Annotated in this window: 22 protein-coding genes and 1 pseudogene; 17 read left to right on the top strand and 6 right to left on the bottom strand. The window is 69.5% G+C overall.

From position 1 onward, the window contains the following. Positions 1-841: pseudogene (locus E8A74_RS52150) on the top strand (hypothetical protein); the annotation flags it as partial. Here E8A74_RS52150 and E8A74_RS11685 read toward each other — a convergent pair. After that, positions 842-2,563, bottom strand: coding sequence for a TRM11 family SAM-dependent methyltransferase (locus E8A74_RS11685; protein WP_170229056.1), 1,722 nt, complete (start codon positions 2,561-2,563; stop codon positions 842-844). 109 nt (positions 2,564-2,672) lie between these two features. Here E8A74_RS11685 and E8A74_RS11690 point away from each other — a divergent pair, with 109 nt between their 5' ends. From E8A74_RS11690 to E8A74_RS11755, 14 genes are all read left to right on the top strand, one after another. Further along, positions 2,673-3,635, top strand: coding sequence for an XdhC family protein (locus E8A74_RS11690; protein ID WP_232379511.1), 963 nt, complete (start codon positions 2,673-2,675; stop codon positions 3,633-3,635). Next, complete coding sequence (locus tag E8A74_RS11695) at positions 3,632-4,267, top strand: nucleotidyltransferase family protein (protein WP_136929054.1); 636 nt, start codon at positions 3,632-3,634, stop codon at positions 4,265-4,267. The genes E8A74_RS11690 and E8A74_RS11695 overlap by 4 nt, the downstream gene beginning before the upstream one ends. Positions 4,268-4,285: 18 nt before the next feature. Further along, complete coding sequence (locus E8A74_RS11700) at positions 4,286-5,335, top strand: ADP-ribosylglycohydrolase family protein (RefSeq protein WP_136929055.1); 1,050 nt, start codon at positions 4,286-4,288, stop codon at positions 5,333-5,335. A 266-nt stretch (positions 5,336-5,601) separates the two neighbouring features. After that, complete coding sequence (locus tag E8A74_RS53865) at positions 5,602-11,979, top strand: FG-GAP-like repeat-containing protein (protein ID WP_136929056.1); 6,378 nt, start codon at positions 5,602-5,604, stop codon at positions 11,977-11,979. Then, the gene (locus E8A74_RS11710; protein WP_136929057.1) at positions 11,976-12,371 is read left to right on the top strand and encodes an Imm1 family immunity protein; all 396 of its coding nucleotides are present in this window, start codon (positions 11,976-11,978) and stop codon (positions 12,369-12,371) included. The genes E8A74_RS53865 and E8A74_RS11710 overlap by 4 nt, the downstream gene beginning before the upstream one ends. Before the next feature lie 48 nt (positions 12,372-12,419). Further along, the gene (locus E8A74_RS55980) at positions 12,420-13,454 is read left to right on the top strand and encodes an RHS repeat domain-containing protein (protein ID WP_136929058.1); all 1,035 of its coding nucleotides are present in this window, start codon (positions 12,420-12,422) and stop codon (positions 13,452-13,454) included. Positions 13,455-13,500: 46 nt separating this feature from the next. Next, on the top strand, positions 13,501-14,199 hold the full coding sequence (locus tag E8A74_RS11720; protein WP_136929059.1) for a hypothetical protein: 699 nt from the start codon (positions 13,501-13,503) through the stop codon (positions 14,197-14,199). A 110-nt stretch (positions 14,200-14,309) separates the two neighbouring features. Beyond that, complete coding sequence (locus tag E8A74_RS11725; protein ID WP_232379512.1) at positions 14,310-16,580, top strand: xanthine dehydrogenase family protein molybdopterin-binding subunit; 2,271 nt, start codon at positions 14,310-14,312, stop codon at positions 16,578-16,580. 38 nt (positions 16,581-16,618) lie between these two features. Continuing rightward, positions 16,619-17,011 carry a lactoylglutathione lyase gene (gene gloA / locus E8A74_RS11730; protein ID WP_136929061.1) on the top strand — a complete coding sequence of 131 codons (393 nt, stop codon included), beginning with the start codon at positions 16,619-16,621 and terminating at the stop codon, positions 17,009-17,011. 3 nt (positions 17,012-17,014) lie between these two features. Then, positions 17,015-17,494: a (2Fe-2S)-binding protein gene (locus E8A74_RS11735; protein ID WP_136929062.1), complete on the top strand. Its 480-nt coding sequence runs from the start codon at positions 17,015-17,017 to the stop codon at positions 17,492-17,494. Beyond that, on the top strand, positions 17,491-18,387 hold the full coding sequence (locus E8A74_RS11740; RefSeq protein WP_136929063.1) for an FAD binding domain-containing protein: 897 nt from the start codon (positions 17,491-17,493) through the stop codon (positions 18,385-18,387). Before E8A74_RS11735 ends, E8A74_RS11740 begins: the two co-directional genes overlap by 4 nt. A 36-nt stretch (positions 18,388-18,423) precedes the next feature. Next, positions 18,424-18,930, top strand: coding sequence for a GNAT family N-acetyltransferase (locus E8A74_RS11745; protein WP_136929064.1), 507 nt, complete (start codon positions 18,424-18,426; stop codon positions 18,928-18,930). A gap of 61 nt (positions 18,931-18,991) precedes the next feature. Next, positions 18,992-19,915: a hypothetical protein gene (locus E8A74_RS11750; RefSeq protein WP_136929065.1), complete on the top strand. Its 924-nt coding sequence runs from the start codon at positions 18,992-18,994 to the stop codon at positions 19,913-19,915. Positions 19,916-19,985: 70 nt separating this feature from the next. Then, entirely contained in the window at positions 19,986-20,180 is a 195-nt protein-coding gene (locus E8A74_RS11755; RefSeq protein ID WP_136929066.1) for a hypothetical protein, read from the top strand. 6 nt (positions 20,181-20,186) lie between these two features. Here E8A74_RS11755 and E8A74_RS52175 read toward each other — a convergent pair whose 3' ends face one another. The 5 genes from E8A74_RS52175 to E8A74_RS11785 form a co-directional block, all read right to left on the bottom strand. Beyond that, positions 20,187-21,026: a hypothetical protein gene (locus E8A74_RS52175; protein ID WP_170229055.1), complete on the bottom strand. Its 840-nt coding sequence runs from the start codon at positions 21,024-21,026 to the stop codon at positions 20,187-20,189. Between the two features lie 69 nt (positions 21,027-21,095). Then, the gene (locus E8A74_RS11770; protein WP_136929069.1) at positions 21,096-22,112 is read right to left on the bottom strand and encodes a PAS domain-containing protein; all 1,017 of its coding nucleotides are present in this window, start codon (positions 22,110-22,112) and stop codon (positions 21,096-21,098) included. Then, on the bottom strand, positions 22,109-22,927 hold the full coding sequence (locus E8A74_RS11775; RefSeq protein ID WP_170229058.1) for a DUF4388 domain-containing protein: 819 nt from the start codon (positions 22,925-22,927) through the stop codon (positions 22,109-22,111). Before E8A74_RS11775 ends, E8A74_RS11770 begins: the two co-directional genes overlap by 4 nt. Before the next feature lie 178 nt (positions 22,928-23,105). Then, a complete protein-coding gene (locus tag E8A74_RS11780) occupies positions 23,106-23,519 on the bottom strand; it encodes a hypothetical protein (RefSeq protein ID WP_136929071.1) in 414 nt (137 codons plus the stop codon). 69 nt (positions 23,520-23,588) lie between these two features. Beyond that, entirely contained in the window at positions 23,589-23,972 is a 384-nt protein-coding gene (locus tag E8A74_RS11785) for a tellurite resistance TerB family protein (protein WP_136929072.1), read from the bottom strand. Positions 23,973-24,079: 107 nt separating this feature from the next. On the opposite strand from E8A74_RS11785, the gene E8A74_RS11790 reads away from it, so the two are divergent. Together E8A74_RS11790 and E8A74_RS11795 are read left to right on the top strand one after the other, a co-directional pair. Continuing rightward, entirely contained in the window at positions 24,080-24,472 is a 393-nt protein-coding gene (locus E8A74_RS11790) for a VOC family protein (protein ID WP_211365341.1), read from the top strand. Positions 24,473-24,487: 15 nt separating this feature from the next. Continuing rightward, on the top strand, positions 24,488-25,408 hold the full coding sequence (locus tag E8A74_RS11795; protein ID WP_136929074.1) for an RluA family pseudouridine synthase: 921 nt from the start codon (positions 24,488-24,490) through the stop codon (positions 25,406-25,408). The last annotated feature ends 15 nt before the right edge of the window (positions 25,409-25,423 follow it).

Below are 25,423 nucleotides of genomic sequence, written 5' to 3' on the forward strand. Positions count from 1 at the left end.
GGCCGTGCGCCCCGCCGCCGGCGCGCGCCCCGTGCAGCCCGCCGCGCCGGCCGCGGCCCCCAAGACCCCGATCGCGCCGCCGGTGAGCGGCATCTCCCGCGAGGCGGTCTTCGACGACGGCGACGACGACGAAGCCACCGTGATGCGCGAGGCGCCGCTCGAGCTGCTCATGCAGACGACGAGCGACGGCGGCGGGGAGGCCGATCGCGCGACGCCCGTGAACCCGATCTCGGCCGAGGTCGCCGCGGCCGCCGCGGGTTCGGTTCTGCGCGACGAACCCACGCCGCCCGCGCACCACGCCATCGACGACGAGGCGACGGTGATGCGCGACCTGCCGGAGCCGCCGCCGCGGGAGTCCGCGCCCATGCCGGTGCCCATGCCGGCGCCCGAGGTGCGCGCGCCCGAGCCGACGATGGTGCTGCCGGAGGAGAGCTCGTCGACGTCGCTGCCGGCGAACCTCGCGGATCTCGCGCCGCAGCCGCACGCGCAAGCGCCGTTCGCCATGGCGCGGGAGAGCGCGCCGTCGCCCCTCGCCCTCGCGCGAGAGAGCGCCCCTTCGCCTCTCGCCGTCGTGCGGGAAAGCGCCCCTTCGCCTCTCGCCGTCGTGCGGGAAAGCGCCCCTTCGCCTCTCGCCGTCGTGCGAGAAAGTGCCCCTTCGCCCCTCGCCATGGCGCGAGAGAGCGCCCCTTCGCCGCGCTTCACGCCGCCCCCGCCGATGGCGATGCAGCCGGCGCAGCCCGCGCCGCCGAGCGCCGCGAAGGGCTTGCTCCTCGGCATGCTGTTCGCGCTCGTGCTGCTCCTCGCGGGCGTCGGCGTTTACCTGGCGTTTCTGAAGAAGTGATCAGCGCCGGCCCGGAGCGCGGGGCCTTCCCCGGCGCTCCGGCGCGCGCGTGGGCTCGCGCGGCGCACTCGGGCCACGGTCGAAATCGCGCTCGTTTCGCCGTCGCCTGTTGATCAGGAGCTGAAGCTCCGCGTCGAAGCCGCCCATGTCGAGGCGCTGCACGAACGCACGTTCGAGCCCGAGCTCCCGCGCGGCGCGCGCGCTCTGCGCGGGCAGCGGCGAGATCCACGCGATGCGGCCACCCGGGACGAGGACCTCCGCGACGTGCGCGAGGAACCGATCGAAAAACTCGTGCAGGTCGATCCCGCGCAGCACGCGCCGTCCCATCGGTGGGTTCGTCAGGACGACCGTCGGCGGCGCGCCGCGCGGCACGAACGAGAGCGCGTCCCCCCGCGCGAGCACGGCGTCCTCGATGCCGACCGCCGCGAGGTTCTGGCGGGCCGCTTCGAGCGCGGCGGCGGACATGTCCGTGCCGAGCAGCCGCTCGTACGGGCCGGCGAGCACGCGCTCGCAGAGCTCGGTGCCCGAACCGACGAACGGATCCCACACGACGTCGTCGGCGTGGACGCCCGCGATCCGCACGAGCGCGGCGGCGATCGTCGGGTGCGAGGCCGCGGGCACGTCGCGCTCGCGGTAGGTGAAACGAGGGTCCTCGACGCGCGGGCAGAGCTCGACCTCGATCGCCGGACGATCGGGCAGCTCGTGCACGAGCGCCTCCCACGTGCTCTCGGTCGGGTCGTTGACGAGCTTCGGGTTCGCCGCGGCGATCGCCTCGGCCGCGCGCCAGATGCTCGCGCGGCGCTTGCCGCCGCCGGCCCAGGCGATCCGGAAGCGGATGGGGCCGGAGGTGAAAAACTCGAGCAAACGAAGGGCCTCGGGCGACGTGAGCGAACGCGCGACGGCCTCGGCGACGTCACCCGAGGGATCGAGCGGCACGGGCGGGAGCGGGAAGCCGAAGAAGAGCATGGTCCTCGCATCGAACAGGCGCTCGGGAGGGCCGACGAGCGTGGCGAGCACGCGATCTTCGCGGCCGTCCGGCGCGAGGCGAGGCGCGAGGCGGACATCGATCTCGTCGCGCAGGATCGGCCCGAGGCCGGCGCGGCAGTGGAGCACGACGGGCACAGGCGAGGCCGCGGGCTTGTGGACCTCGAAGGTCGAGGGGACCTCGCGGCCCGCCGTCCGCTGCGCCATGAGCGAGGCCTTCGCCGTCGCGCGCGCGAGCAGCTCGTCGCCGCCCGTGTCGAGCTGCCGGAGCGCGCGGGCAGCTTCGTCGCCGCCCGTCTTGCCGAGCGCCGCGGCCATCGCGCGCCGCGCGGGAGCGTCGTTCTCCGCGGCGAGCGCGGCCGCGAGCGCGCTCTCCACCTCGGCGCCACGGAGCTTGCCGAGCGCGTTCGCGGCGAAGCGACGCGCTCGCGGATCCGCGTCGCCGAGCGCGCCGATCAGGAACGCCGACAGCTCGGGCTCGGCATGCTCGGCCGCGACCTTCCCGACGAACGCGACGAGCCGCGCGCGTGGTTTCGTCTCGGCCGTGCGCGCGCGCTCCATCGCGACCCGCGCGGCCTCCAGGCCGAGGCGCAAGAGCGATCGTTCCGCGTCGTCCGTGTGCTCGCCTTCCTCCGCGACGAGCTCGACCAGCGCGGCCGCGTCGCTCCGGCGCGGCGAGAAGCCGGGGTCGCGGATCGCCTCTTCCAGACGGAAATCCGGGGCTCTGCGCGCCGTCATGTCCTGGCCTCGCTCGCCCTGCGCGCGCCGCGCGCCGCCTCGACTCGCCGTTCGTCCACGGCGCGAGGATACGGCGCGCGGGCTCTTTCGCCACTGCTTCGAGCGCGGGATGCCTTTCCCGACCCCGACTCCGCCGCTACACTCGGCGCATCCGGTGCTCGACGTATCCACGGTCATCCCTCGCACCGCGCCTCCCCCCGAGGTGCTGCGGGCCTCGCTCGATGCGCTCGAACGAGGCGAACGTGTCGTCGTCGCCACGGTGATCGCCCGGCAAGGCTCCGCGCCTTGTACGCCCGGACAAAAGCTCGTGCTCTTCCAAACCGGCGCGGCGATCGGGACCGTCGGGGGCGGCGCCGTCGAGCGCGCGGTCCTCGTTGCGATGGCCGCGTCGTTCGACGCGCCCGCGCCTGCCCCGCGCGTCGACACCTTCCGCCTCGGGCCCTCGCTCGGCATGTGTTGCGGCGGCTCGGCCGAGATCCTGATCGAGCCCCTCTCCCCCGACCTCTCGGTGCTCGTCGTCGGCGCCGGGCACGTCGGTGTCTACCTCGCGCCGCTGCTCGCCTCGCTCGGGTTTGGCGTGACGCTCTGCGATGCGCGCGAGATCGCGGCCGACCCCGCGCGTTTGCCGCGACCATCCGCCGGCCCCGACGGCGCGGGCGCGCCTCGCTTGCGCCTCCTCCAGGCCGATCACGACGACCCCGAGGTCCGCGCCTCGCTCCCTGCGGACCTCGGCCGCTCTGCCGCGCTCGTCATGACGCACGATCACCAGCTCGATCAGGCGGCGATCGAGTGGGCCCTCGGCGTCGGCTTCGGGTTCGTCGGCGGCGTCGGCAGCCGCGCGAAGGCGGCGCGGACGCGCGCGCGGCTCGAAACCAAGGGCGTCGCGGCGGCGGACATCACGCGCGTCCGCATGCCGCTCGGCGTGGACGTGGGCGCGCGCCTCCCGGCGGAGATCGGCGTCGCGATCGCGGCCGAGCTCGTGTCGTGGCGCGCGGGCCTCTCCGGCGCGCGCCGCGGCGCGCGGGGCCATGGACACGGCGAAGCCGAGAAGGAAAAGGAAGAAGACGCATGACGAACACCGTGTCGATCGTGCTCGCGGCCGGAAAAGGCATGCGCCTCGGCGGGCCGAAGGCGCTGCTCCTCTGGCCCGGACCGCCCGGACAAAAGCCGCGGCCGCTCGCGATCGCGCACGCCGAGGCCCGCCTCTCGGCCGAGTCGTCGCGGGTCGTCGTCGTCGCGCGCAAGCCCATCGTGCAGGCGCTCATCCCGTTCGTCCGCCCCGGCCTCGACCTGCTCGTCTCCGACGCGGACGACGAGCTCGGCCCCGCGGGCTCCATCGCCACGGCCGTCCAGCGCATCGCCGCGAACGATCGTGTGCTCGTCTGCCCCGTCGACACGTTGCCCGCGCGTGGGGCGACGACCGCGGCCTTGCTCGGGGCCCTCGGCGCAGACGGCGCGCCTCCGCTCGCGACGCGCCCGCGGCATGGCGGCCGCGCGGGGCACCCCGTCGCGCTGCAAGGCCACGCGCTCGATCGGTATCGCCAGCCGAACCCGCCTCCGCTGCGGGATCACGTCCACGCGCTCGGCGCCGACCTTCGTGACGTCGACGTCGACGATGCCGACGTGCTCGTGGACATCAACACGCCGGCCGAGGCGATGCGGTACCTGCGCGCGCCGCCCACGTTCCTCGGCGACGGCACCTAGACCGGAGAGGAGCTCCTCGTGGACGAGACACCGCTTGCATCTGGATCCCGGCGCGCGTGGGCGCGCGGCACGTTGCTCGGGCTCGCGGTGGGCGACGCGCTCGGCACCACGCTCGAGTTCCAGGCGCGCGAGGCCCCCCCGTTTCCCGAGCTCGCCAGGGGCCCGCACACCGACGTCACGGGCGACGGACCGTTCCGCGTCGCCCCTGGGCAGGTCACCGACGACACGCAGATGGCCACGTGCCTCGCGCTCAGCTTGAAGGAGCACGGCCGGTATCACGCGGCCGACGTGGCAGCGCGTTACGTCGCGTGGGTGGAGCACGCCTTCGACATCGGCAACCTCACGCACGCCTCGCTCTCCATGATCGCCCGCGGCGTCTCCCTCGGCGAAGCCTCGCGCCGCGCCTGGATCCACGCCGAGCGCAAGACCGCGGGCAACGGCTCGCTCATGCGGATCGCGCCGATCGGCGTCGCGCTCGCAAGCGCCCCCGAAGCGCGCCGCATGGCCGCGCTCGCCGACAGCGCGATCACCCACTACGACCCGCGTTGCCGCATCACGTGCGCCGCGCTCTGCGCCGCGATCGCCGCAGCCGGCGCGGGACAAACCTCCGCGACGGACCTGTTCGAGGTGATCCGCGCCGAGGTCGAAGCGGCCGCCGCCACGCTCATCGACATCGTCCCCAGCGACGGCCGTGACGTCGAAGCTGCGCGCGCCGAGCTGCGCTGGGATCTCGAGATCGCCGTTCGGGACGATCCCGAGCTCTACGGCCCCGAGATTCACTTGCATCGCCAGCAAGGGTTCGTCCGCGTGGCGTTCCGGCTCGCGCTCTGGGAGCTGTTGCATGCTCCGTCCTACGAGGCCGCGCTGATCGACGTCGTCAACCGCGGCGGCGACGCGGACACGAACGGCGCGATCACGGGCGCGCTCTTCGGCGCGCGTTTCGGCGAGGATGCGATCCCGGCGGCGTGGCGCGAGCGTGTCCTCGGCGCGCTCGCGGACCACCCTCCGAGCGCGCTGCGTGACCTCTACCATCCACGCCGCCTGGTCGAGCTCGCCGACAGCGTTTGAGTTGAGATGGTGTTCCGCGGGCGTCGCGCCGGGGCGCTGCCCCGGACCCCGCGAGGGCTACGCGCCCCTCGACCCGCGCCAGGGCAAGCCCTGGACTCGTGGTCGATGAACTGCGCGATGCGCAGTTCATCGAACGGGCCAAAGCAAGACTGGCAAGGTGGGGCTCCCATAGGGGCTGAACCGAACGCTCACCTCGGACCAGGAATGTCACCCCTCGAGATCTCTGATGGTTGACGTGGGCTCCCGTCGTCCGTGCACTGGCTTGCATGCGCTGGGCCAGCGTCTTCCTCTCATGCTTGCTCGTCCTCGTTGCCGTTGCGCAGGGCTGCACCTGCGAGAATGGCGCCGCGCTCCCTCCGCCTGCCGTGATTGCATGCAAACCCCAGCATTCATCGCTCCCGGGGGCGCGAGCCGTCGGGCCGGCAAGGACGGTCGCGGCCACGCTTTCGGCTTCTTTCTCGCTCACCGACACGGGCGAGGCCGCGATTTCGATTCCGCTCACGGCGCCCCGAGGTCGCGGCGGAATCGAGCCCGCGCTCTCCATCGCCTATCACAGCGCCGCGGGCGACAGCGTGATGGGCGTCGGCTTTTCCCTCGTGGGCACGTCCGCGATCACGCGTTGCGCGAAGACGACGGCCATCGACGGCGAGATCCGCGCGGTTCGATTCGACACGAGCGACACGGCGTTTTGTCTCGACGGCAGGCGCCTGGTGAAGGTCGCAGAGAAGGGAGCGACCGTCGAGTACCGGACCCTGCCCGACGCCCACATCAGGGTGCTGGGCCATTTCAAGGGTGAGGAGCCGGCCTCGTTCGAGGCGCACTTGCCTTCGGGTCACGTCGTCGCGTACGGCGAAGATGCCGGGAGCCGGCCACGCGCGCGGGGAGGCACGACGCGCGCGTGGCTCTCGTCGTCGAAGAGGGACTTGCGCGGCAATACGATGACGTACGGCTATTGCTTCGCCGAGGCGGACGGGTACACCGCCGAGTACGCGCTGGACGAGATTCGCTATACGAGCTTCGAAGGCGCGTCGACGCTCCCCGCGACGCGGGCGATAACGCTCGTCCATGGCACGCGGGACGCGAGCGACGTGCGGATCCATCACGCGGGCGGCATGAGACTGCAACGCTCGCTGCGGCTCGACGAAATCCAGATGCGTGGGCCGGGGGATACGTTGGTTCGGCGATATGCGTTCACCTACGACGCCAGCGAGACGACGGGGCGGACGCGGCTCGTTGAAATGAAGGAATGCGGCGCGGACGACGCGTGCACCGAGACGACGAGGTTCTTGTATCCCGCGCGGGAGCGGGGCTTCGAGGAGATCAACACGGGCATCGTGGCACCGATGTCCTTGCGCGCGAGCCCCTTGCTCCTCGACGCGGACGGCGACGGGCGCACCGACCTGCTCGTGCCGGACACGAGCGCGCTGAGCACGCCCCAGCACCCGATGACGACGTGGACGATCACGAGGAACGAAGCGGGGACACTCGGCGCGCCGAAGCTCGCGTATTCGCAAGAATGGCCGCTCGTACCCGATCCGCCGGAGCCGGCGGATCCCTCCCGCATTCAGCCCGAGCTGGGCACGCCCATCGATTACGATCAAGACGGCCGCGCGGACGTGCTGCTCCATGACGTGCGTGGCTGGAACGACAACCATATCGTCCTTCGATCGAAGGGGGACGGCACCTTCGAGGAGGTCGATACCGGAATTCCGAGGCCGTTCCCGCTCGGCGCAACGCCGCACGGCCTGCGATCGAGTGGTGGATCCGTGCATCTCGGGGACGTGGACGGAGACGGCGTGCCGGACTTGATCCAATGCGAGGATCACGGTGGCCTCCCGGATCCGACCCTGTCGTCGTGGAGACTGCATCTGTGGCGCCCGGGCGGCTTCGAGCCGACGTCCTCACCGATCACGCTCCTGGATGGGGTTGGGTGCGGCGTCGAGCTCCATCTCGTCGACATCGACGCGGACGACAAAGTCGAACTCGTAACGCCAGGTTTGCGCATCTTTGGCGGCGACGAGGCCGTACAGCTCGCGACCTATACCGCATTCGCGCGGGCGAGCAACGGGACGTGGACGAGCGTCGATACGAAGCTGCCGCTCGCGCCGGTGGGCGGTCGCGTGATGTTCCTGGACGTCAACGGGGATCGGCTCCCGGATGCCGTGATGGGTGGTTTCTCGGATACGCGGCTCTACACGAGGCTGAATACGGGGCGTGGCTTCGACGCGCCGCCTGTGCATAGCCTCGCATGGGATGGGGTCTTCCCGCAGGACAGCTATTTTCGTCTGGCGACGCCGCTCGATTTCGACGGGGATGGCCGGATGGATCTCCTCCTGCCGCTCCGCGCGGGAGCAGGCCTCTTGCCGAAGTGGACCGTGCTGCGCGCGGCGAGCGGCGAATTCACGTTCGAGTCCGTCGATTCGGGGATTCCATTCGAGGCCGAGCTTGGGGACGCCGTCACGCTCGCCGATCCTCGCGGGCCTCGTATCGGTGACGTGAACGGCGACGGGGCGAGTGATGTCTTGATCTTCCTCGGGAGCGAGCTGCGCGTATTTCGCAACGAGGCCGTGGACCCCGACAGGGTCGTGGGATTCTCGGACGGTGTGAACGTGGATCCCCCGAACGTGGAGTTCGTGTACGGCCACATGATCGCGGATCCGGATCATTATGATCCGCGGGCCGATCCGGCGAATGACTGTGCGTATCCGCGGGTGTGCGCCGTCGGCGCGCGCCGCGTGGTCACGAGCTACGCCACGATCGACGGAAACGGCGGGCAGCGACATTTCGACGTGCGCTACGAGGACGGCCGGTACGATCGCCGCGGGCATGGCTTCTTGGGCTTTTCCGCGCGTGTGGTCACGGAGCGGGAGACGGGCGCGGAGACGACGGACCTCTACGACAACCACACGTATCTCGAATCCGGCGAGGTCAAGGCGTACCCTTTCGCGGGCCAGGCCCTGGGGCGGCATCTGCGCTTCCCGTCGCTCGATCCTGCAAAGGACGAGGTCTCTCGCGTGGACGTGACGCCCACCCCTGCCCTCACGGAGAATGGCAAGAGCTACTTTACATTGCCCCTCACGCGGCGAACACAGCGGCGACAGGGCGCGACGCTCCTTCGCGATACGAAGACGGAGGTCCTCGATTTCGATGCCTTCGGCAACGTGCTCGAAGTGCGTCAATCGACCCTCGGCGTGGACCTCTCCCTGCACACGACGCGCGTCGTCGAGAACGACACCCAAAGGTGGGTGCTCGGGCAGGTCCAGAGCCAGAAGGAGTGCAGCGCGGCCGCGGGGATCTCGCAATGCCGTTCGCGATCGCAAACGACGAACACGTTCGGCGAGGTCGAGGCGGCCTCCCTCTCGACCGACGACGGCGGCCTCGATGCGAGTTTGACCGTGAAGTACGAGCGGGATGCACTCGGCCATGTCACGACCGTGACGGCGGATGACGCCTTCGGACACCATCGCGTCTGGCGCACGGCCTTCGATGCGGAGGGCATCTTTCCGGAGCAAACCACGAACCCGGCCGGGCACGTCACGCGCTCGACGTACGATAGCCGCTTCGGCGTGCCGATCCGGGAGACCGATCCGAATGGGCTCGTGACCGAGTGGTCCTACGACAGCCTGGGCCGGTGGCGGCACGAAAAGAGGCCCGACGGGTCCGAGACGTGGATGGAGCTGTCGCGCGGGCCGGACGGGCATTTCGTGAAGACATCGAGGACGACCGGGGGCGCCGAGGACGAGGTAATCCTGGACAGTCTGGGTCGACCGATTCGCCATTTCTGGTACGGACCGGAACCGATCGAGGGAGAGGGAAAGCCACCTCGGTTGATGCAGATCCTCGAATACGACGATCGCACGGGGAAGGTCCGGAGGCGCTCGGTGCCGACGAGCGAGGGCACGCCCGACGCCGAGCTTCTCTTCGACGAATACGAATTCGACCTGCTGGGGCGCGAAATCGGGCACACGGCGCCCTGGGGGGCCGTCACGAAGACGACCTATGCCGGCCACTTCGTCGAGGTGCTCAATGCGCTTTCGCACCTGACCGTCACCGAGCACGACGCGCTCGGCCGTCCCGTGGTCGTCACGGACGCGGGGAACGGGAAGACGGCGTCCACGTATGGACCCTTTGGCGTCTTATCGAGCGTCGAGGATCCTGGGGGCGCCGTGACGAGGATCAAGCGCGACGCCCTGGGGCGCCCGCGGGAGATCGACGATCCGGATCGAGGCAAGACGACGCTCGTGCAGGATGGGTTCGGCGATTTGTTATCGACGACGGACGCGCTCGGGCGCGTGACGACGTTCGAGGTGGACGCGCTCGGGCGCGTGACGTCGCGCGTCGACAAGGAAGGCGGAGCGACGTCGACGACGCTTTTTACGTGGGATACGGCGGCGCACGGCATCGGGCGATTGCGGGAGGTGACGAGCCCGGACGGCGTCAAGAGGTATAGCTATGACGATCGGGGGCGAACGGAGCGCATGACGCTCTTGGTGGGCGGGGAGGCGTTCGAGGTGCGTTCGTCGTACGATGCTCTCGGCCGCGTGGCGTCGATCTCGTATCCGGGCGTCGAGCCCTTCTCGGTGACGTATACGTACGACGATCACGGCCATCGGGTGGCCGTGCGTGACACCTTCACGGGCGCTGCTTATTGGCGCCTCACCGAGGTGGACGAGGCGGGGCGAGTTCAGGAGGAGGTCTTCGGGAACGAGGTCGTGACCACGCGGAGCTATTTTCAGGACAAGCAGGCGCTCCACCACGTGCGGACGACGTCCGGCGCGACGAAGATCCAGGACCTCTCGTATGAATTCGACGCGCGGCTGAACCTCACGAGCCGCACGGACGCGTTGCAAGCGCAGAACGAGACGGAGCGATTTCGCTACGATGCGCTCGAGCGATTGACGTGCGCCTCCTTCAGCGTGTCGCCGGATCCGGCCGCGCCCTGCGACAGCTCGTACGCGTATGCGCCGAACGGGAACCTCCTCTCCCGGTCCGGCGTGGGCGCGTATGTGTATGGTGATTCCCTGCACCCGCACGCGGTGACGAGCGCGGGCGGCGCTGGGTATTCCTATGACGCGGTCGGCAACCAGGTGGCCCGTCCTGGCGCGACGGTGACGTATACGCCCTTCGATTTGCCTCGCATGATCACGATGGGCGGGGCGACGACGACGTTCGGGTATGACGGCGACGAGGCGCGGATTCGCAAGACGACGCCGGCGAAGGAGACGATCTACGTCGGGGATCTCTACGAGCGGATCGAGGACAAGGCGACGGGGGTGGTGGAGCATCGGTATTTGGTGCATTCGTCGGAGCGGGTGGTCGCGGTCGTCACGCGGGGAGGCGCGGAGGCGGGGACGCATTATCTGCATGTGGATCACCTGGGCTCGATCGAGAGCGTGACGAACGAGGAAGGGGGCCTGGTCGAGAAACGCAGTTACGATCCATTCGGGCAGCGGCGAAACGTGATCTGGGGGTTGCCGCCGCCGGCCCCGCCCACGAGCAAGGCGACGACCCGGGGTTTTACGGGGCACGAGGGGGACGACGAACTCGGCCTCGTGAACATGAAGGGGCGGATGTTCGATCCGCGGCTCGGGAGGTTCTTGACGACGGATCCCGTGATCGCGGACGTCTTCGACGGGCAGAGCCACAATCGATATAGCTACGTCGTCAACAACCCGCTTTCGCTCGTCGATCCGACGGGGTTCTCGCCGGTGGGCGGGGTCGTGCATCAGCCGGGATATCCGGATGTGCCGTTGTCGGACGATCACATTCGGCCGAGCCCGTGGTTTCTGGCGGGGCAGGAGGTGCGGCGGCTGCTCGCGCATGAAATTGATCCGCCGGGCGTCGGCGCGGGGGCGCCTGCGACGGATGTGGAGACGACGGGCAGCACGAGCGCGGCGCGCGTGGATTTGCCGACGGTGGAGATCCCGCATCCGTCGGGGCCGGGGACGGATGATCCGTTTGGCGTGTTTCCGCCGGACGTGATGCTGGATGCGAGCGCGATTCCGGTCTTGGAGCAGCTCGTTGCGGGCAGCCCGAGCGCCGGGCGAACGGCGTTCGTCGTGCAGGAGGAGGACGGTTTCGCGCGGGATCTATCGATCCTGCTCGGGCCCGAGCGGGAGGTGATTCTGCTGCGGCCGCAGATCGGGGATCCGGTGCTGCGCGACCCGAAGGAGCAGGCCGCGGGGCGGGTCTTCTTCGAGGGGACGTTGATGCTGGGCGCGGTATTGACCCCGGGGCCGGAGGATGATATCGCGCTGCTTGGAAGCAGGGCCCTGCGGCGGGGGTCGAGTGCGGCAGGGGGCCTTGCTGACCTAGCACGGTTCCGCGGCGAGTTGGGAGTCGCGCAAGGAGAAGGCACCTTTGCTCGTCTGGACGTGGGTGGGCGTAGTTTCTATGGCATCAACGCGCATGGACAGCCTGTGAGTCTGCGGGTCAACGCGATAACGCGAACACACGCGGAGGCCGATGCGTTTCAGCAGGCGGCGAATGCCGGAGTGAGCGGCGGACGCGGAACGCTGTATGTCGATCGCGCGTTGTGCCCGGCGTGCGGGCCCAATGGCGGCGTCCGCGGGCTGATGCATCAACTTGGTCTTGAAGAACTGGAAGTCATCACCCCAAGGGGAAGACAGGTGCTCCGTCCATGAGTGCGATTTCGATTCACGGCGACAGTTGGCGTGGAATACAGAATGATGAGTGGCAGATTCACATGCCGTCTTGGGATGACGTGGATAATGCCATTCGGCGTCTGGATGCCAAAAGGTACACAATCTTGACTATCCAAGGCCCAGAAGAGCAGCACCTTGCAATCGGCGGTGGCGCTGGTCGCTATGTCGTATATGCGACGTTTGACAACTATCAATTCTGGAACCTGTTGGGTGACAGTGCCGATGGCGGCATGGTGTTGTTAAATGCGGGCGGTCAGGAAGGCGATTATCCCACAGTTCAGGTCGTCGGTCTGCAGCAGGCGCGTTCGGCCGCTCGGTCGTTCTTTGTGGATCTGAAACTTGAACCAAGTCTTCAATGGGAGAAGCAATGAGAAGCGGGCGCGATACGCGCGTAGCCCTGATGCTTGAGAGCAGGGACGATGTGCGCGCGATGGCGGCCGCGTTTCTCCTGCGGCACGTTCTTGAGGGACCTTGCGCAGGGCGAGGGCTTCGGGACGTGCGATAATACTTCGGGGGCAATCGGCGTGAGGCCCGCCAAGCCCACTCAAGCTCCGGGCAATCGACAGGACGAGGACAAGGCGACGGGGGTGGTGGAGCATCGGTATTCGGTGCATTCGCCGGAGCGGGTGGTCGCAGTCGTCACGCGCGGAGGCGTGGAGGCGGGGACGCATGATCTGCATGTGGATCACCTGGGCTCGATCGAGAGCGTGACGAACGAGGAAGGGAGCCAGGTCGAGAAACGCAGTTACGATCCCTTCGGGCAGCGGCGAAACGTGATCTGGGGCTTGCCGCCGCCGGCCTCGCCCACGAGCAAGGCGACGACCCGGGGTTTTACGGGGCACGAGGGCGACGACGATCTCGGCCTCGTGAACATGAGGGGCCGGATGTTCGACCCGCGGCTCGGGAGGTTCTTGACGACGGATCCCGTGATCGCGGACGTCTTTGACGGGCAGAGCCACAATCGGTACAGCTACGTCCGAAATGCTCCGCTCTCGTTCGTGGATCCGACGGGTCACGCCGGTGCCGGGGGGAGCGTCGGCCCGACGGGCGCTCATCGTAGACGCGCAGCCCGCGACCCCGCCGCGCCCGCCCCGGCCACTTCTCCCGCGTGGCGCGCGGCGCGCATCCTTGCGCGAGCGACGCCCACCTCCTGGCGGTCCCCCCAGAAACGTTTCGCGACGCACATCCACGCCGTGGCCGAGGGTGCGGAAACGTTTCGCGCGTGGCGTCCACGTCCTGGAAGTGCGCTCGGAAACGTTGCGCGACCGAGGCCCACCTCATGGCAGCGGGCTCGGAAACGTCACGCGAGCGGCGTCCACGTCGCGGCCGCGCCTCGCGCAACGACGCTGCACCCTCGTCCCTCCCGTGCGGCGCGCTCGCGCAACGTTACGCGCTCTCCTCCACGACAAAACCATCCCCTGCGCCACGCCCCGAACCTCTTGACGATCCCATGACCATGATGTTTGCTCCCACGCATTCCCCGAGCAAAGGATCTGCCTGATGTCCGTGCTCCCGAACGCAAAGACCCCCATCGACCGCTGCGAGCACAAGAGCTTGCACACACGGACGATGCTCGCGAAGTTCCAGGACGTCCCCGCCCTGAACGGCCTCGCCGCCAAGCTGGAGACCGCGACGAAGCTGCTCCTCGCGACGCAGGACGCCTACGACGCCAAGGTCAAGGCCCTCATCGTCCTCCGCGTGGAGGTAAAATTCACGGATCTGCTCGCAGACCGCGCCATTCGCATCGCGCTCAAGCGCGCGGAAATCGAGGACGGCAAGGCCGGCGGGAAGATCGTGTCGATGCTGTTCCCGAGCGGTTCGACGCCCATCATCAAGCCCGTGGGCGGCACGCAGGTCCAGGAAATGCGCGCGCTCGAAGGTCGATATGCAGAGGTCGGGGGGATCTATCCGGCCGCCGCCGACGAGGGGCAGAAAATCGAGGCGCTGCGTGTCCGGTACGAGCAAGCCCTCGACGCACGCCGAATGGGAATGGAAGCGGCCGCGCAGGCACGTGCGGCGCGCAACCTGGCGAAAGAGGAGTTTCTCGACGTCTTCGCCGAGATCGCGAATCGAATCAAGGCCGCCTTCCCGCGGGACAAAGCGACGCAGGATCTGTTCTTCCTGAAGGACAAGGTCGCCGCAGACGACGGTGATGCGGACGACGAGGCGAGCGGGAGCGATACGGACGGCGAGCCGTAGGCCCGCGGGGCACGTTCCCTCGCGCCTCGTTCCGCGGTAGTGTCCCGCCCGCGATGACGACCGCCGCGCAAAACGCTTCGTCTGCCCGCCCTCCCTTCATCGGGACCAACGTGCCGCGCACCGATGGCGCGTCCAAGGTGACGGGTCGCGCCGCGTACGTCGACGACCTCCCCCGCGAGCCCGGTGAGCTCTTCGGCGCCACCGTCCGCAGCCCCGTCCCGCGCGCCCGCCTCCGCGGCATCACCCTCGATCCCGCGTTCGACTGGAGCGACGTCACCGTCGTGCGCGCCTCGGATCTCGCGGTGAACGAGGTCCAGTGTATCTCGGCCGAACAGCCGATCCTCGCGGCCGATCAGATCCGCCACGCCTACGAACCCATCGTCCTCCTCGCGTGCGCGGACAAACGCAAGCTCGCGCAGGCCATGCGCGCCGTGAAGCTCGACCTCGAGCCGCTCACGCCCGTCCTCGATCCCGAGCAGTCGCTCGCCAAGGCCGACGTCATCTGGGGCGAGGACAACGTCCACAAGCGCTTCTCCATCACCAAGGGCCGCGCCGACCTCCCCGACGCGTCCGCCAGCGCCGCCGCGATCGACGCTGCGATCGAGGCCTGCGAGGTCGTCGTCCGCGGCCGCTACACCACGCACCACCAGGAGCAACTCTACATCGAGCCGCAGGGCGTGATCGCTCACTGGGACGAGAAGGGCGTCCACCTCATCGGCTCCCTCCAGTGCCCTTATTACGTGCACAAAGCGCTCGTCCACGGCTTCAAGCTCGCGGCCGATCACGTGCACGTCACGCAGGCCGTCACGGGCGGCGGGTTCGGGGGCAAGGAGGAGTATCCTTCGGTGATCGCCCTGCACGCCGCGCTCCTCGCGCAGAAGAGCGGCAAGCCCGTGCGCATGATCTACGACCGCAAGGAGGACATCGAGGCGACCACCAAGCGTCACCCGGCCATCTGCGAGATCGTCTCCGGCTGCGATCGCGACGGCACGCTCCGCGCGCTCTCCATCCGCATCCTCATGGACGGCGGCGCCTACATGACGCTCACGCCCGTCGTCCTCTCGCGCGGCGCCCTCCACGCGGCCGGCGTCTACCGCTGGGACGACGTGCGCATCGACGCCATCGCGGTCGCCACGAACACCCCGCCGAACGGCGCCTTCCGCGGCTTCGGCGCGCCCCAGACCATCTGGGCGATCGAGCGGCACCTCGACCGCGTCGCCGAGGAGCTCGGCCGCGACCCGATGGACCTCAAGGCGCAGAACATGCTGCGCGAGGGCGACACCACGGCGACGGGCCAAACCCTGCGCGGCTCCGTCGGCGTCGCCGAGTGCGTGGAAAAAGCCCTCGCGGCGAGCGGATACCACGACAAACGGAAGCGCCCTCCGGCCGTCCGCGGCCGCGTCGCGCGCGGCATCGGCGCGAGCGTCTTCATGCACGGCGCGGGCTTCACCGGCTCGGGCGAGAAGTACCTCAAGGGCCGCGTCGCCGTGGATCTGCTTCCTGGCGGCCGCCTGCGCATCCGCACCGCCTCCACCGACATCGGCCAGGGCACCGAGACCGTCTTCCGCCAGATCGTGGCCGACGCCGCGGGCGTTCGCCTCGAAGACGTCGACTTCGCCGTTCCTTCGACCTCGTACGTTCCCGACTCCGGCCCCACGGTCGCGTCGCGCACCGTCATGGTCGTCGGCGGCATCGTCGAGCGCGCCGCGCGTGAGGTCGCCGCGCGTGTCCGCGCCGAGCAAGAGGCCTCCGGCGGGGGTTTGGGGGCGGAGCTCGGCTCGACCGAGCAGAGCCCCCAAGCGAAGAATGACTTCGTCACGGCCGCCGATCGTTTGCTCACCAAGGAACGCGAGGTCACGGCGCTCGTGCAGTACGAGCATCCCGGCTGGGTCACCTGGGACGACAGCACGTACAAGGGCGACGCGTACCCCGTGTACGGCTATGCGTGTGACGTGGCCGAGGTCGAGGTCGACCTCGACACGCTCGAGGTCACGGTCACGGGCTTCTGGTCCGCGACGGACGTCGGCAAGGCGATCCACCCCGTCATGTGCAAAGGCCAGATCGAGGGCGGCAGCCTCCAGGCGATCGGCTGGGCGCTGTGGGAGGACGTCGTCTGGAAGAACGGCCTCATCCAGAACCCGCGCATGACGAACTACATCATCCCGACCGCGCTCGACGCGCCGCCCATGCACGTCGACCTCGTCGAAGCTCCGTACGCGTACGGCCCCGGCGGCGGCGCGAAGGGCGTCGGCGAGCTGCCCATGGACGGCGGCGCGCCGGCGATCGCCGCGGCCGTCGCGCACGCGACGGGAATTTTCGCGCGGGACCTTCCCCTCTTGCCGGAACGCCTGCTCGAGCTTCAGACCAGCCGCAAGAGCTGAGGCGGCTTTCCCCGCGCACCGACGGAGACACCACGACCATGCGAATCCTCCACACCATGCTCCGCGTCGGCGACCTCGACCGATCGCTCGCGTTCTACACGGACGTCCTCGGCATGAAGCTCATCCGCCGGCGCGACTATCCGGAGGGCCGGTTCACGCTCGCGTTCATCGGCTACGGCGACGAGGCGGAGACGGCGGTCCTCGAGCTCACGCACAACTGGGACACGAAGAGCTACGAGATCGGCACGGGCTACGGCCACATCGCGATCCAGGTCGACGACGCGTACAAGGCCTGCGACGAGGCCAAGAAGCGCGGCGGCAAGGTCACGCGCGAGGCGGGGCCGATGAAACACGGCACCACCGTGATCGCGTTCGTCGAGGATCCGGACGGCTACAAGATCGAGTTCATCCAGCGCAAGGTGGAGGAATAACCCTTGAAGATCACGCTCACCCTCAACGGCCTATCGCGTGAGGTCGACTTGCCGCCGCTCGTGCGGCTGCTCGACGCGCTCCGCGGTCCGCTTGGTCTCCCGGGGACCAAGGAGGGCTGCGGCGAGGGCGAGTGTGGCTCGTGCACGGTGCTGCTCGACGGCGAGCCCGTGAACGCCTGCCTCGTCTCGATCGGCCAGTGCGAAGGCCGCGCCGTCACCACCGTCGAGGGCCTCTCGGACGCGACGCACCTCGGCCCGCTCGCGCGTTGCTTCGTCGATCACGGCGGCGCGCAGTGCGGCATCTGCACCCCCGGCATGCTCATCTCGGCCGAGGCGCTCCTCGCGCGCAAGGCCGACCCGAACGACGAGGAGATCCGCGAGGCCATCGCGGGCAACCTCTGCCGCTGTACGGGCTACCAGCGCATCGTCGACAGCATCCGCGAGGCCGCGCGCGAGCGTCGGGAAGCGGGAGGGGCGTCGTGAGCCTCGCGGACCTTCCCCAGCACGACATGCAGCGGGCCGCCTCGCTCGACGCGCTTTGCGGCCTCCTCTCGGAGCGGCACACGCGCGGCGAAGCCACGGTCCTGCTCGCGGGCGGCACCGACTGGGTCGTCGAGCAGGAGCTCAAGCCCCCGCGCCGCGACGCCGATCCGCTCCCCCTCGTCGTCGACGTCTCTCGCCTTTCGGAGCTCCGCGGCATCACCGCCACGCGGGGCCTCCTGCGCATCGGCGCGGCCACGACGTACCTCGAAATTCGCCGCCACCCCGTGGTCATCGAGCGCGCCCCGATGCTCGTGCACATGGCCCGCGAGCTCGGCGCGATCCAGATCCAGGCCCGCGGCACGCTCGGCGGCAACCTCGCGACGGCCTCGCCCGCGGCCGACGGCGTCGCGGCGCTCGCGGCCTACGACGCGTCGATCGTCGTGAAGAGCGTCCGCGGCGAGCGCCGGATCCCCTTCTCCGCGCTGCAAACGGGGTACAAGCAGAGCACACGCGCGCCGGACGAGGTCATCGTCGCCGTGGAGATCGCGCTCCCGCCCGAGGGATCGCCCTGGATCTGGCGCAAGGTCGGCACGCGGCGCGCGCAGGCCATCTCCAAGGTCGCGCTCGCGGGCATCGCGGTGCGCTCGGAGGATCGGGTCGTACGTCTTGGCCTCGGCATGGCCTCCGTCGCGCCGGTCACCGCGACCCTCCTCCAGACGCGCGCCCTCGTCCTCGCGAATCCCCTCTCCGCGCTCACCGCGGACGCCGTCGACGCCGCCGTCCTCGCGGACATCGCGCCGATCGACGACGTCCGCTCGACGCGCGAATACCGCATCCACGCCGCGAAGGCCGTCGTGCGAGGGTTCCTCCGCGACCTCGGCGCGCCCGTGTAAAACTTCGATTGGCCCGCCAAACGAACTCCATCTCCCATGGCTGACCCCTTCACCTTTCGCCCCATCCGACCCGAGGACGATCCTGCGATCGCCGCGCTCATCCGCGCCGTGATGCCCGAGTTTGGCGCGGACGGGCCTGGGTTTGCCATTCACGACCCCGAGGTCTCGGCCATGAGCGCGGCGTATTCCGGACCCCGCTCCGCCTATTTCGTCGTCGAAATGGACGGCCGGGTCGTGGGCGGCGCGGGGATCGGGCCGCTCGAAGGCGGCGACGCGGACACGGCGGAGCTGCGCAAGATGTACTTTTTGCGCGAGGCGCGCGGCCAGGGAATGGGCGAGCGCCTGCTCCAGCACGTCCTCGGCGTCGCGCGGGAGCGGGGCTTTACGCGTGTCTACCTGGAGACGCTCACGGGCATGGACTCCGCGATACGCCTCTACGAGCGCCTCGGCTTTCGTCGCCTCGATCGGCAGCTCGGCGGCACCGGACACCACGGCTGCAATCGTTTCTACATGCGCGATCTGGTGCCCGCGGTGACCACCTGACCCGTGGGACAACGCTGCTCCTGACTTGATTTTTGGGGGCGCGGATGGCTTTACTGCGCCCATGAACGGTCTTCGAGCGTTTTCCCTCGTCTTCTTGCTCGCCACGAGCGCCGTCGCTTGCTCTGCCCCGAAGCCCGAGCCTGAAATCGCCTCCTCGGCGACGCAGCCCGGATACGCGCAGGACTATCCGACCGTCGTGCAGCAGATCGTCAAGGACTTCGGCCGCGACGACGACGATGCGCGGACGCTCACCTCGGGTTTTTCCGAGTACCCGAAGGGCCTCAAGGCGCCTGACTGGAGCGTCGTCGGCGACATTCACCGCACGGCGAACGACGCGGGCCGGAGCCATGCATACGTCGAGCGCCACCGCGAGGTCCAGGGCGCGGCGGCGTTTTTCCTCGCCGAGCAGGACGAGATCGTCAAGAAGGTCGGCGGCTCGGCCACGTATGCGGCCAAGCAAAAGGGCTGCGAGGTGGACCTCTCGGGGGTCGTCAACAAATCGCTCACCGATTCCGTCGGCAAGCAGCTCGAGAAGCGGCTCCGCGAGCGGAACGAGGCCCACTCCATCATCGACCGGCACCGGACCGAGCTCGGCAAGGAGGACGCGGCCACGCTCGAAGAGCAAGCCGATCAGCTCAGCCGCGCGAGTTACCTCGTGCACATCGCGATGGTCGAGGAGAAGGTGCGCCTGCGCGCGCTCATCGAAGAAGCCGAGCAGGTGAAGAAGACGCTCGACGATTACATCGCCCGGGAGCGCGCCTCGCAGGGCAAGGGCAAGGAGGCGGACCAGAAGGCGAGCGAGGCGCGGATCACGCGTGCCCAGGAGAGCAAGGCGCAGATCGACGGCTCGCTGACCCAGGCCCGGGAGATGGAAAAGAAGATGGAGGAGCGCGTCGCGGCCGCGCAGAAGCGGCACGCCGATGCGCTGAACGCGCTGCTCGCCGACGTGGACAAACGGGCGAAGGACGCCGGGCAGAAAAAATAACGCAACTGCCGGGGGCCTCCGGTCGATGGAGCGAGGTGAGGACAACCCCTCGCTCCCCTGGAGGTCTCCCATGCCCTCGTTTTTCCCCTTCCCCGCTTCACGACGAACGCTCCCTTCGGCTTCCCCGGCCGACATCCCTGCGCCGCGGCCGGCGCAGGCCGATCCCACGCTCGAATCCGTGCCGCCGCCGAAGGGCGGCGACATGGACCTCGCGTGGGACGACACGCAACCCATCCGCGTGATTTCGATGGAGCGCCCCCCGTGATTTCGCTCAATCCGCGGCGAAGCAGTAAACGCGCCCATTGCCGCCCTTCGGGGCGGTGTCGCCGCAGTTGCCGTTGACGTGCACCGAGTTCCACGGCCTGTACATCTCGGCATCACTCATGTTCGGACCGAGCCCATCGCTATGGCCCACCTGGGCGGTCATGGCGGGGTCTTCGGAGGTCCAGTCCGCGCAGGTTTGCCCGAGGACGACGGTGCCGTCCCGCGCCGTGCCGGTGAGGACATCGTGCTGGTTCGGCGTGGGGGAACCGGCCCACTGGCCCGGCACCATCTCGCCCTTTTCGTCGAGGAACACGGTGTGATCGCCGTACCGCTCGTGCAGCTCGGTCAGGTTCGCCGCCACGAGCGCGCCCTTCGCGTTGTACCAGGGGCCGGCGCCGATCCTGTCCTTGGCGTGCACGGGCTGGCCGTTCGGGCCATTTTCGACGCTGAGATAAGCGCGCCACGTCTTCGCCCCGGCGCCGACCGCGGCGGCCAGATCCTGGCACCTCTTGTCCGCCCCGGCGAGCCCGCCCAGGTTGGCCGTGGTGCTCCCGGTGCTGGAGACGAAGAAGCTGAGCCCCTTCGCCTCGCTCCCACCAGCGCCGCCGCCGCCGCCGATGCCGCCAGCACCACCGCCGCCGCCGATGCCGCCTGCGCCACCGCCGCCGCCGATTCCGCCGGTGCCGCCTGTGCCGCCGCCTGTGCCGCCGCCGCCCGTGCCGCTGCCGGTGCTATTCGTGCCGGAGCTGGTGCCCGAGTCCTCGCCGCAGGCCACGACGGCGAGCGTGAGCCCAAGACCGAGGAGGACGCCGAAGCTGCGAAGGGGATACGTGCCGGATCGTTTCATGGAAGCCTCCTGAGGAAGTATCGCGTCGAGGCCGCAGAATCGCGCGCACGCGGCGGCGCGTCCAGCGTGTCACCCGCGGCTGGACGACGCCGAGGCTCCCGTGAGATGCACGCGTGCGCTGGACGCCAGCTCGCGCTGACGATCCTCATGTCGGGCCGGACAAACGTCGACGATCCACGGCATCACGTGCGGTTCGATGTGTTCCGCGAAGCTCGCCTGGCAGGGCTCGCCGAGGCACGAGCCGATCGCGGCCGCGAGCAAGGCGCCATAAAAGAGCGCCGTCTCCTCCGTCGGCCCCTCGAAGGGCGGGCGCAGCTCGCAACGCGCGCGCTTTTGCTCGGACCACGTCGCCCCCTCGATGACCACACGACCGAGCCCGGCCTGCGCGAGCACCCCGTCGAGCACGCTCGGCGCGAGCACCGCCGCGGGCTCTCCCTCGCGCGCCTGCCCGTCGGCCTCGGACGCGACGACCAGGGCCATGGCGCGCCCCACGTGCTCGCCGAGCGCGATCGCGCCGCGCGGTCCGAGCCGCTCGAGCAACGCCGGCAGCGCGTCGAGCAGCACCGGCAAGAGCCCGCCCATCGTCCCCAGGCTCTTCTGCAAATCGTGGCCGGCCTGGCTCGCGCCCACCTCGACGACCGGGCGTCGCACCACGGTCATGAAGATCCGCGCCTCCGCGCCTTCCTGCGCGAGCGGCAATGTCACCACGGGCGGCGCCTTGACGAACTGCACGGCCACATCCTGCACGCCGTGCATGAAAGAGAAGCGAAAGCGAAAGCTCTCCGAAAGGCGCGCCTCGTCCTGCACGAGCGCCCGGAAACGCCCGTAAAACGCCTCCACCCGCGTGCAAGGCGCGACCTCCTTGAACCAGTTTTTCCCGACGACCCGCTCGGGCGGCAAGCGCGAAAGGGCGGATTCGTAGCGGTTGTACAGCAGGATCGTGCCGACCTCGTCGAGGACCACGAACCCGTAGGGCAGCTCGTCGACCTCCGCCTTCGACATGCCGGCGAGACGCTCAACAGCGTCGAGTGTGCCGTCCTCCGACACCATGGCGGCCTGCACGGCCTGGTAGTAGCCACTGCTCAACGAACACCTCCGTCTCGAATTCGGAACGCCTCACCCCATCCCCCCTTGTCGAGCAATCGCATCAGGCCCCCGAGCATCTCGGGGACGTAATACCGCTGAAAACGCGCCTCGTTGAACATCGAGGCGGCCTCGAAGACGGAAAACACCCACGTGGCGACCGCTTTCGGGATCGCCGACCGCGCCCGCTCCACGCCCGCCACCGTCACCAGGCCGTCCGCCGAGATCCGGAACGCCTCCATCGCCGGATGCGACGCGGCCGTGCGGGTCCAGGCCGTTTGCATGATCGACGACGCGAGCTTCGGCCCCAGCCATTTGCGCGTGTACACCGAGCACGCATTCATCACGGCCGCGGCCAGCGCCACCTCCGTCGCATGGCCTTCCAGCATCACCAGGCGCAACGACGCGGGCGGCGTCTCGGAGAGCGCCGGGCGCGGCGGCGGCGGCGACGAACCACGCTCGTCGAGCGCGATCACGTGGAACACCGCCTGGGAAAACCCTCGAATGGCGGCGAGCGTCGCCTCGACGTCGGCGTCCGGCGGCGCTCCATCGGCGTGGGCGCGCAGCACGCGCCCTCGCTCCAGGACGATTTCGCCCCACCGCTTGACGGACCGCACCTCCACGACGCACGTCCGCCCCCGAGAGCCCAGGGAGCCGAGCAGGTCGTCGAGCCCGACCTCGTCGAGTTGGCCTCGGAGGATGAGCCGACCCCGTGCGCGCTCCGAAGGGACGCCCGCCCGATCGCCCCGACCGGCGTCCGTGGCCGCCCCCCCGAACCACGCACCTCCCCCCTCTCCGAGGGCGGCGTTGTCGAACATGAGCACTCCCTTCCCTTGTTTGTACATGGTTCGTACAACGTTAGGGGAAAGGTGTCCAGCAGGTTTTTCAGGCTCTTCAGGCAGAAGGAGCCGTATGGATCGATCCGTTCGGGGCTCGCCGACGCCGGCATGGACGTAGAAGGTTCGTCCAACGTCGATGCGAGAAGGACGGGGAGGGCTACTCCTTCGTGTGTCCCGGCGTCGGGGCGAGGGCCTTTCGGATCTCCTCCTCGCGCGCGGCCCGCGCGTGCTTCCGGGCCTCCACGATCGACTCGATGGCGAGGTTCGCCTCGATGTCGTCCGCGAGATCGTCCGCGGCGATCCGCGCGATCGCTTCGAGCCGCGACCCGAGCCGCGCCCGCAGCCGCTCCTTGATGGCGTCCTTGAGAATCTCGCGCGCCGCCTCGCGTGTCAGCGCCGCGGCCTCGCTGGAGAGGACCTTCGAGATTTCGAGGTCGAGGAACTCCGTGCCCTTGGGCCCCTCGGACCGCCGCCCCTCGGGCCGCCGCCCCTCGGGCCGCCGCCCTTCACGGTGGCCCTCGTCTTGCCGCTCGCCCTGCCCTTCCGGCCCTTCCCTACGATGATCGTGCATGTCGCCTCCGATCGTAGCGGTGACGACGAGGCGTTGGAAGGGCCCCCGGGGCAGTTCGAACGGGGCGGATCAGAGCAGGTTCAGGTGCTTCTTCGCGCGGTGCTCGGCAGTCTCGACGATTTTCTTCGCCTCTTCCGGCTCGATCTCGAGCTTCACGCAGAGATCCTGCACGAACTGCTTCTCCGACACGTGCTGCTCGCCGTCGACGTACGTGAGGAGCACGGCATGCTGGAGGAGCACGCGGCGATCATTGAACGACATGTCCCACACGGGGATGTCGTCGAGGCTCTTCTTCTCGGCCGCGTACGCGCGGATCTCGGCGGCCTGCTCCTCGCTCGCCTCGAACGCGGAGATCAGCGCCTCGACCATCTCGCGCTCCTTCTCGTCGAAGTGGCCGTCGGCCCAGGCAACGCTGACAAGCGACTTGACGATCCCCATGTCCTCTTCGCGCATGGTCGAAGCTTTTGCCGTCACCCGCGAGAGACGTCAAGCCCCTCGTCGATCCGGCGGGCGTAATGCGCTCCTCCCGGGCCCGGCGATGCGATACCTTCCCCGCCCCGATGGAGCCCCCCCTCGCCGTCCACCACGTCGCCGTCGTCGTCGCCGATCTCGACCGGGCCGAGCGTTTTTACACGGGGGTGCTCGGCCTGCCCGTCCTTCGCCGCTGGGACGACGCGGCAGGGCAGCCCCGCTCGGTATGGCTCGCGCTCGGAAGCAGCGCGTTCCTCGCCGTCGAGCGTGCAGGCTCGCCCAATGCCCCGCACCGTGAGGACACGGCCCCCGGCCTGCATTGCCTCGCGCTCGGCATTCGCCCGGACGCGCGCGAGCGATGGCGCGTCACCCTCACCGCGGCGGGTTTTCCCGTCGAGCGCGAGAGCCCGTATACCCTCTACACGCGCGACCCCGACGGGAACCTCGTCGGCCTCAGCCACTTTCCCGACCCGGCCCCCTGACCCACGACCAACGCAATGACAGACCTGTCCCACCAGCGCTACCGCTTCGTCGCCCGCCCGGAGGACGCCGGGCAGAGGCTCGATCAGGTCCTCGCCGCGAATGTCCCCGGCCTCTCGCGCCGCAAGGCCCGCGTCGCCATCGACCTCGGCGGCGTCTTCGTCGACGGCGCGCGCGTCAAGGTCGCCGGCCGCGCCATTCGGCCCGGCCAAACCATCCTCGCCCACCTCGGCGGCGCGCTCGACCGGGCGACCAAGGAGGTCGGCGCCGCCGCGCGCGCCAAAGACGAGGCCACCCTTCCGCCCTTCCGCGTGGTCTACAAGGACGACGACCTCGTGGTCGTGGACAAACCCTCGGGCCTCGTCACGGCGCCGACCCCCGAAAGCGACCGCGGAAACCTCGCGGATCTGCTCGGCCGCGCCCTCGGCGGCACCATCTACGTCGTGCACCGGCTCGACCTCGACACGAGCGGGCTCGTGGTCTTCGCGCGGACCGAAGCGGCGAACCGCGCCCTCTCCGATCGCATTCGCGCCCATGATTTCGATCGTGTCTACCTCGCGGCGCTCCTCGGCCTCGTCGCCTGGGACGAGCGCACCATCGAGGAGCCCGTCGCCGGAAAACGCGCCGTCTCCCACGCCACGGTGCTCGAACGCCTCTCGCCGCCGGGCATGCCCGGCGCGACGCTGACGCGATTCCGCCTCACGACCGGCCGCACCCACCAGATTCGCCTGCACGCCCTCCACGAGGGCCACCCCGTGCTCGGCGATCGCAAGTACGGAAAGACGAGCCCCCTGGATCCGCCGCGCCTCGCGCTCCACGCGACCCGGCTCGGCTTCGTGCACCCGCGGACGGGCGAATCCCTCGCCTGGGAGAGCCCCTGGCCCGACGACCTCGCGCCCTGGCTCGAAGCGTTGCGGAAGAGCACGCCAGCTCGTTGACGCCCCCCGCGCGCC

It is taken from the genome of Polyangium fumosum, from assembly GCF_005144585.1.
Classification (GTDB): domain Bacteria; phylum Myxococcota_A; class Polyangia; order Polyangiales; family Polyangiaceae; genus Polyangium; species Polyangium fumosum.

Coding starts and splice junctions, on each gene's coding strand:
- E8A74_RS11685 (WP_170229056.1), bottom strand. CDS start 2,563: ATGACGGCGCGCAGAGCCCCGGATTTCCGTCTGGAAGAGGCGATCCGC.
- E8A74_RS11690 (WP_232379511.1), top strand. CDS start 2,673: ATGCCTTTCCCGACCCCGACTCCGCCGCTACACTCGGCGCATCCGGTG.
- E8A74_RS11695 (WP_136929054.1), top strand. CDS start 3,632: ATGACGAACACCGTGTCGATCGTGCTCGCGGCCGGAAAAGGCATGCGC.
- E8A74_RS53865 (WP_136929056.1), top strand. CDS start 5,602: ATGCGCTGGGCCAGCGTCTTCCTCTCATGCTTGCTCGTCCTCGTTGCC.
- E8A74_RS11710 (WP_136929057.1), top strand. CDS start 11,976: ATGAGTGCGATTTCGATTCACGGCGACAGTTGGCGTGGAATACAGAAT.
- E8A74_RS55980 (WP_136929058.1), top strand. CDS start 12,420: ATGTGCGCGCGATGGCGGCCGCGTTTCTCCTGCGGCACGTTCTTGAGG.
- E8A74_RS11720 (WP_136929059.1), top strand. CDS start 13,501: ATGTCCGTGCTCCCGAACGCAAAGACCCCCATCGACCGCTGCGAGCAC.
- gloA (WP_136929061.1), top strand. CDS start 16,619: ATGCGAATCCTCCACACCATGCTCCGCGTCGGCGACCTCGACCGATCG.
- E8A74_RS11745 (WP_136929064.1), top strand. CDS start 18,424: ATGGCTGACCCCTTCACCTTTCGCCCCATCCGACCCGAGGACGATCCT.
- E8A74_RS11750 (WP_136929065.1), top strand. CDS start 18,992: ATGAACGGTCTTCGAGCGTTTTCCCTCGTCTTCTTGCTCGCCACGAGC.
- E8A74_RS11755 (WP_136929066.1), top strand. CDS start 19,986: ATGCCCTCGTTTTTCCCCTTCCCCGCTTCACGACGAACGCTCCCTTCG.
- E8A74_RS52175 (WP_170229055.1), bottom strand. CDS start 21,026: ATGAAACGATCCGGCACGTATCCCCTTCGCAGCTTCGGCGTCCTCCTC.
- E8A74_RS11775 (WP_170229058.1), bottom strand. CDS start 22,927: ATGTTCGACAACGCCGCCCTCGGAGAGGGGGGAGGTGCGTGGTTCGGG.
- E8A74_RS11780 (WP_136929071.1), bottom strand. CDS start 23,519: ATGCACGATCATCGTAGGGAAGGGCCGGAAGGGCAGGGCGAGCGGCAA.
- E8A74_RS11785 (WP_136929072.1), bottom strand. CDS start 23,972: ATGCGCGAAGAGGACATGGGGATCGTCAAGTCGCTTGTCAGCGTTGCC.
- E8A74_RS11790 (WP_211365341.1), top strand. CDS start 24,080: ATGGAGCCCCCCCTCGCCGTCCACCACGTCGCCGTCGTCGTCGCCGAT.
- E8A74_RS11795 (WP_136929074.1), top strand. CDS start 24,488: ATGACAGACCTGTCCCACCAGCGCTACCGCTTCGTCGCCCGCCCGGAG.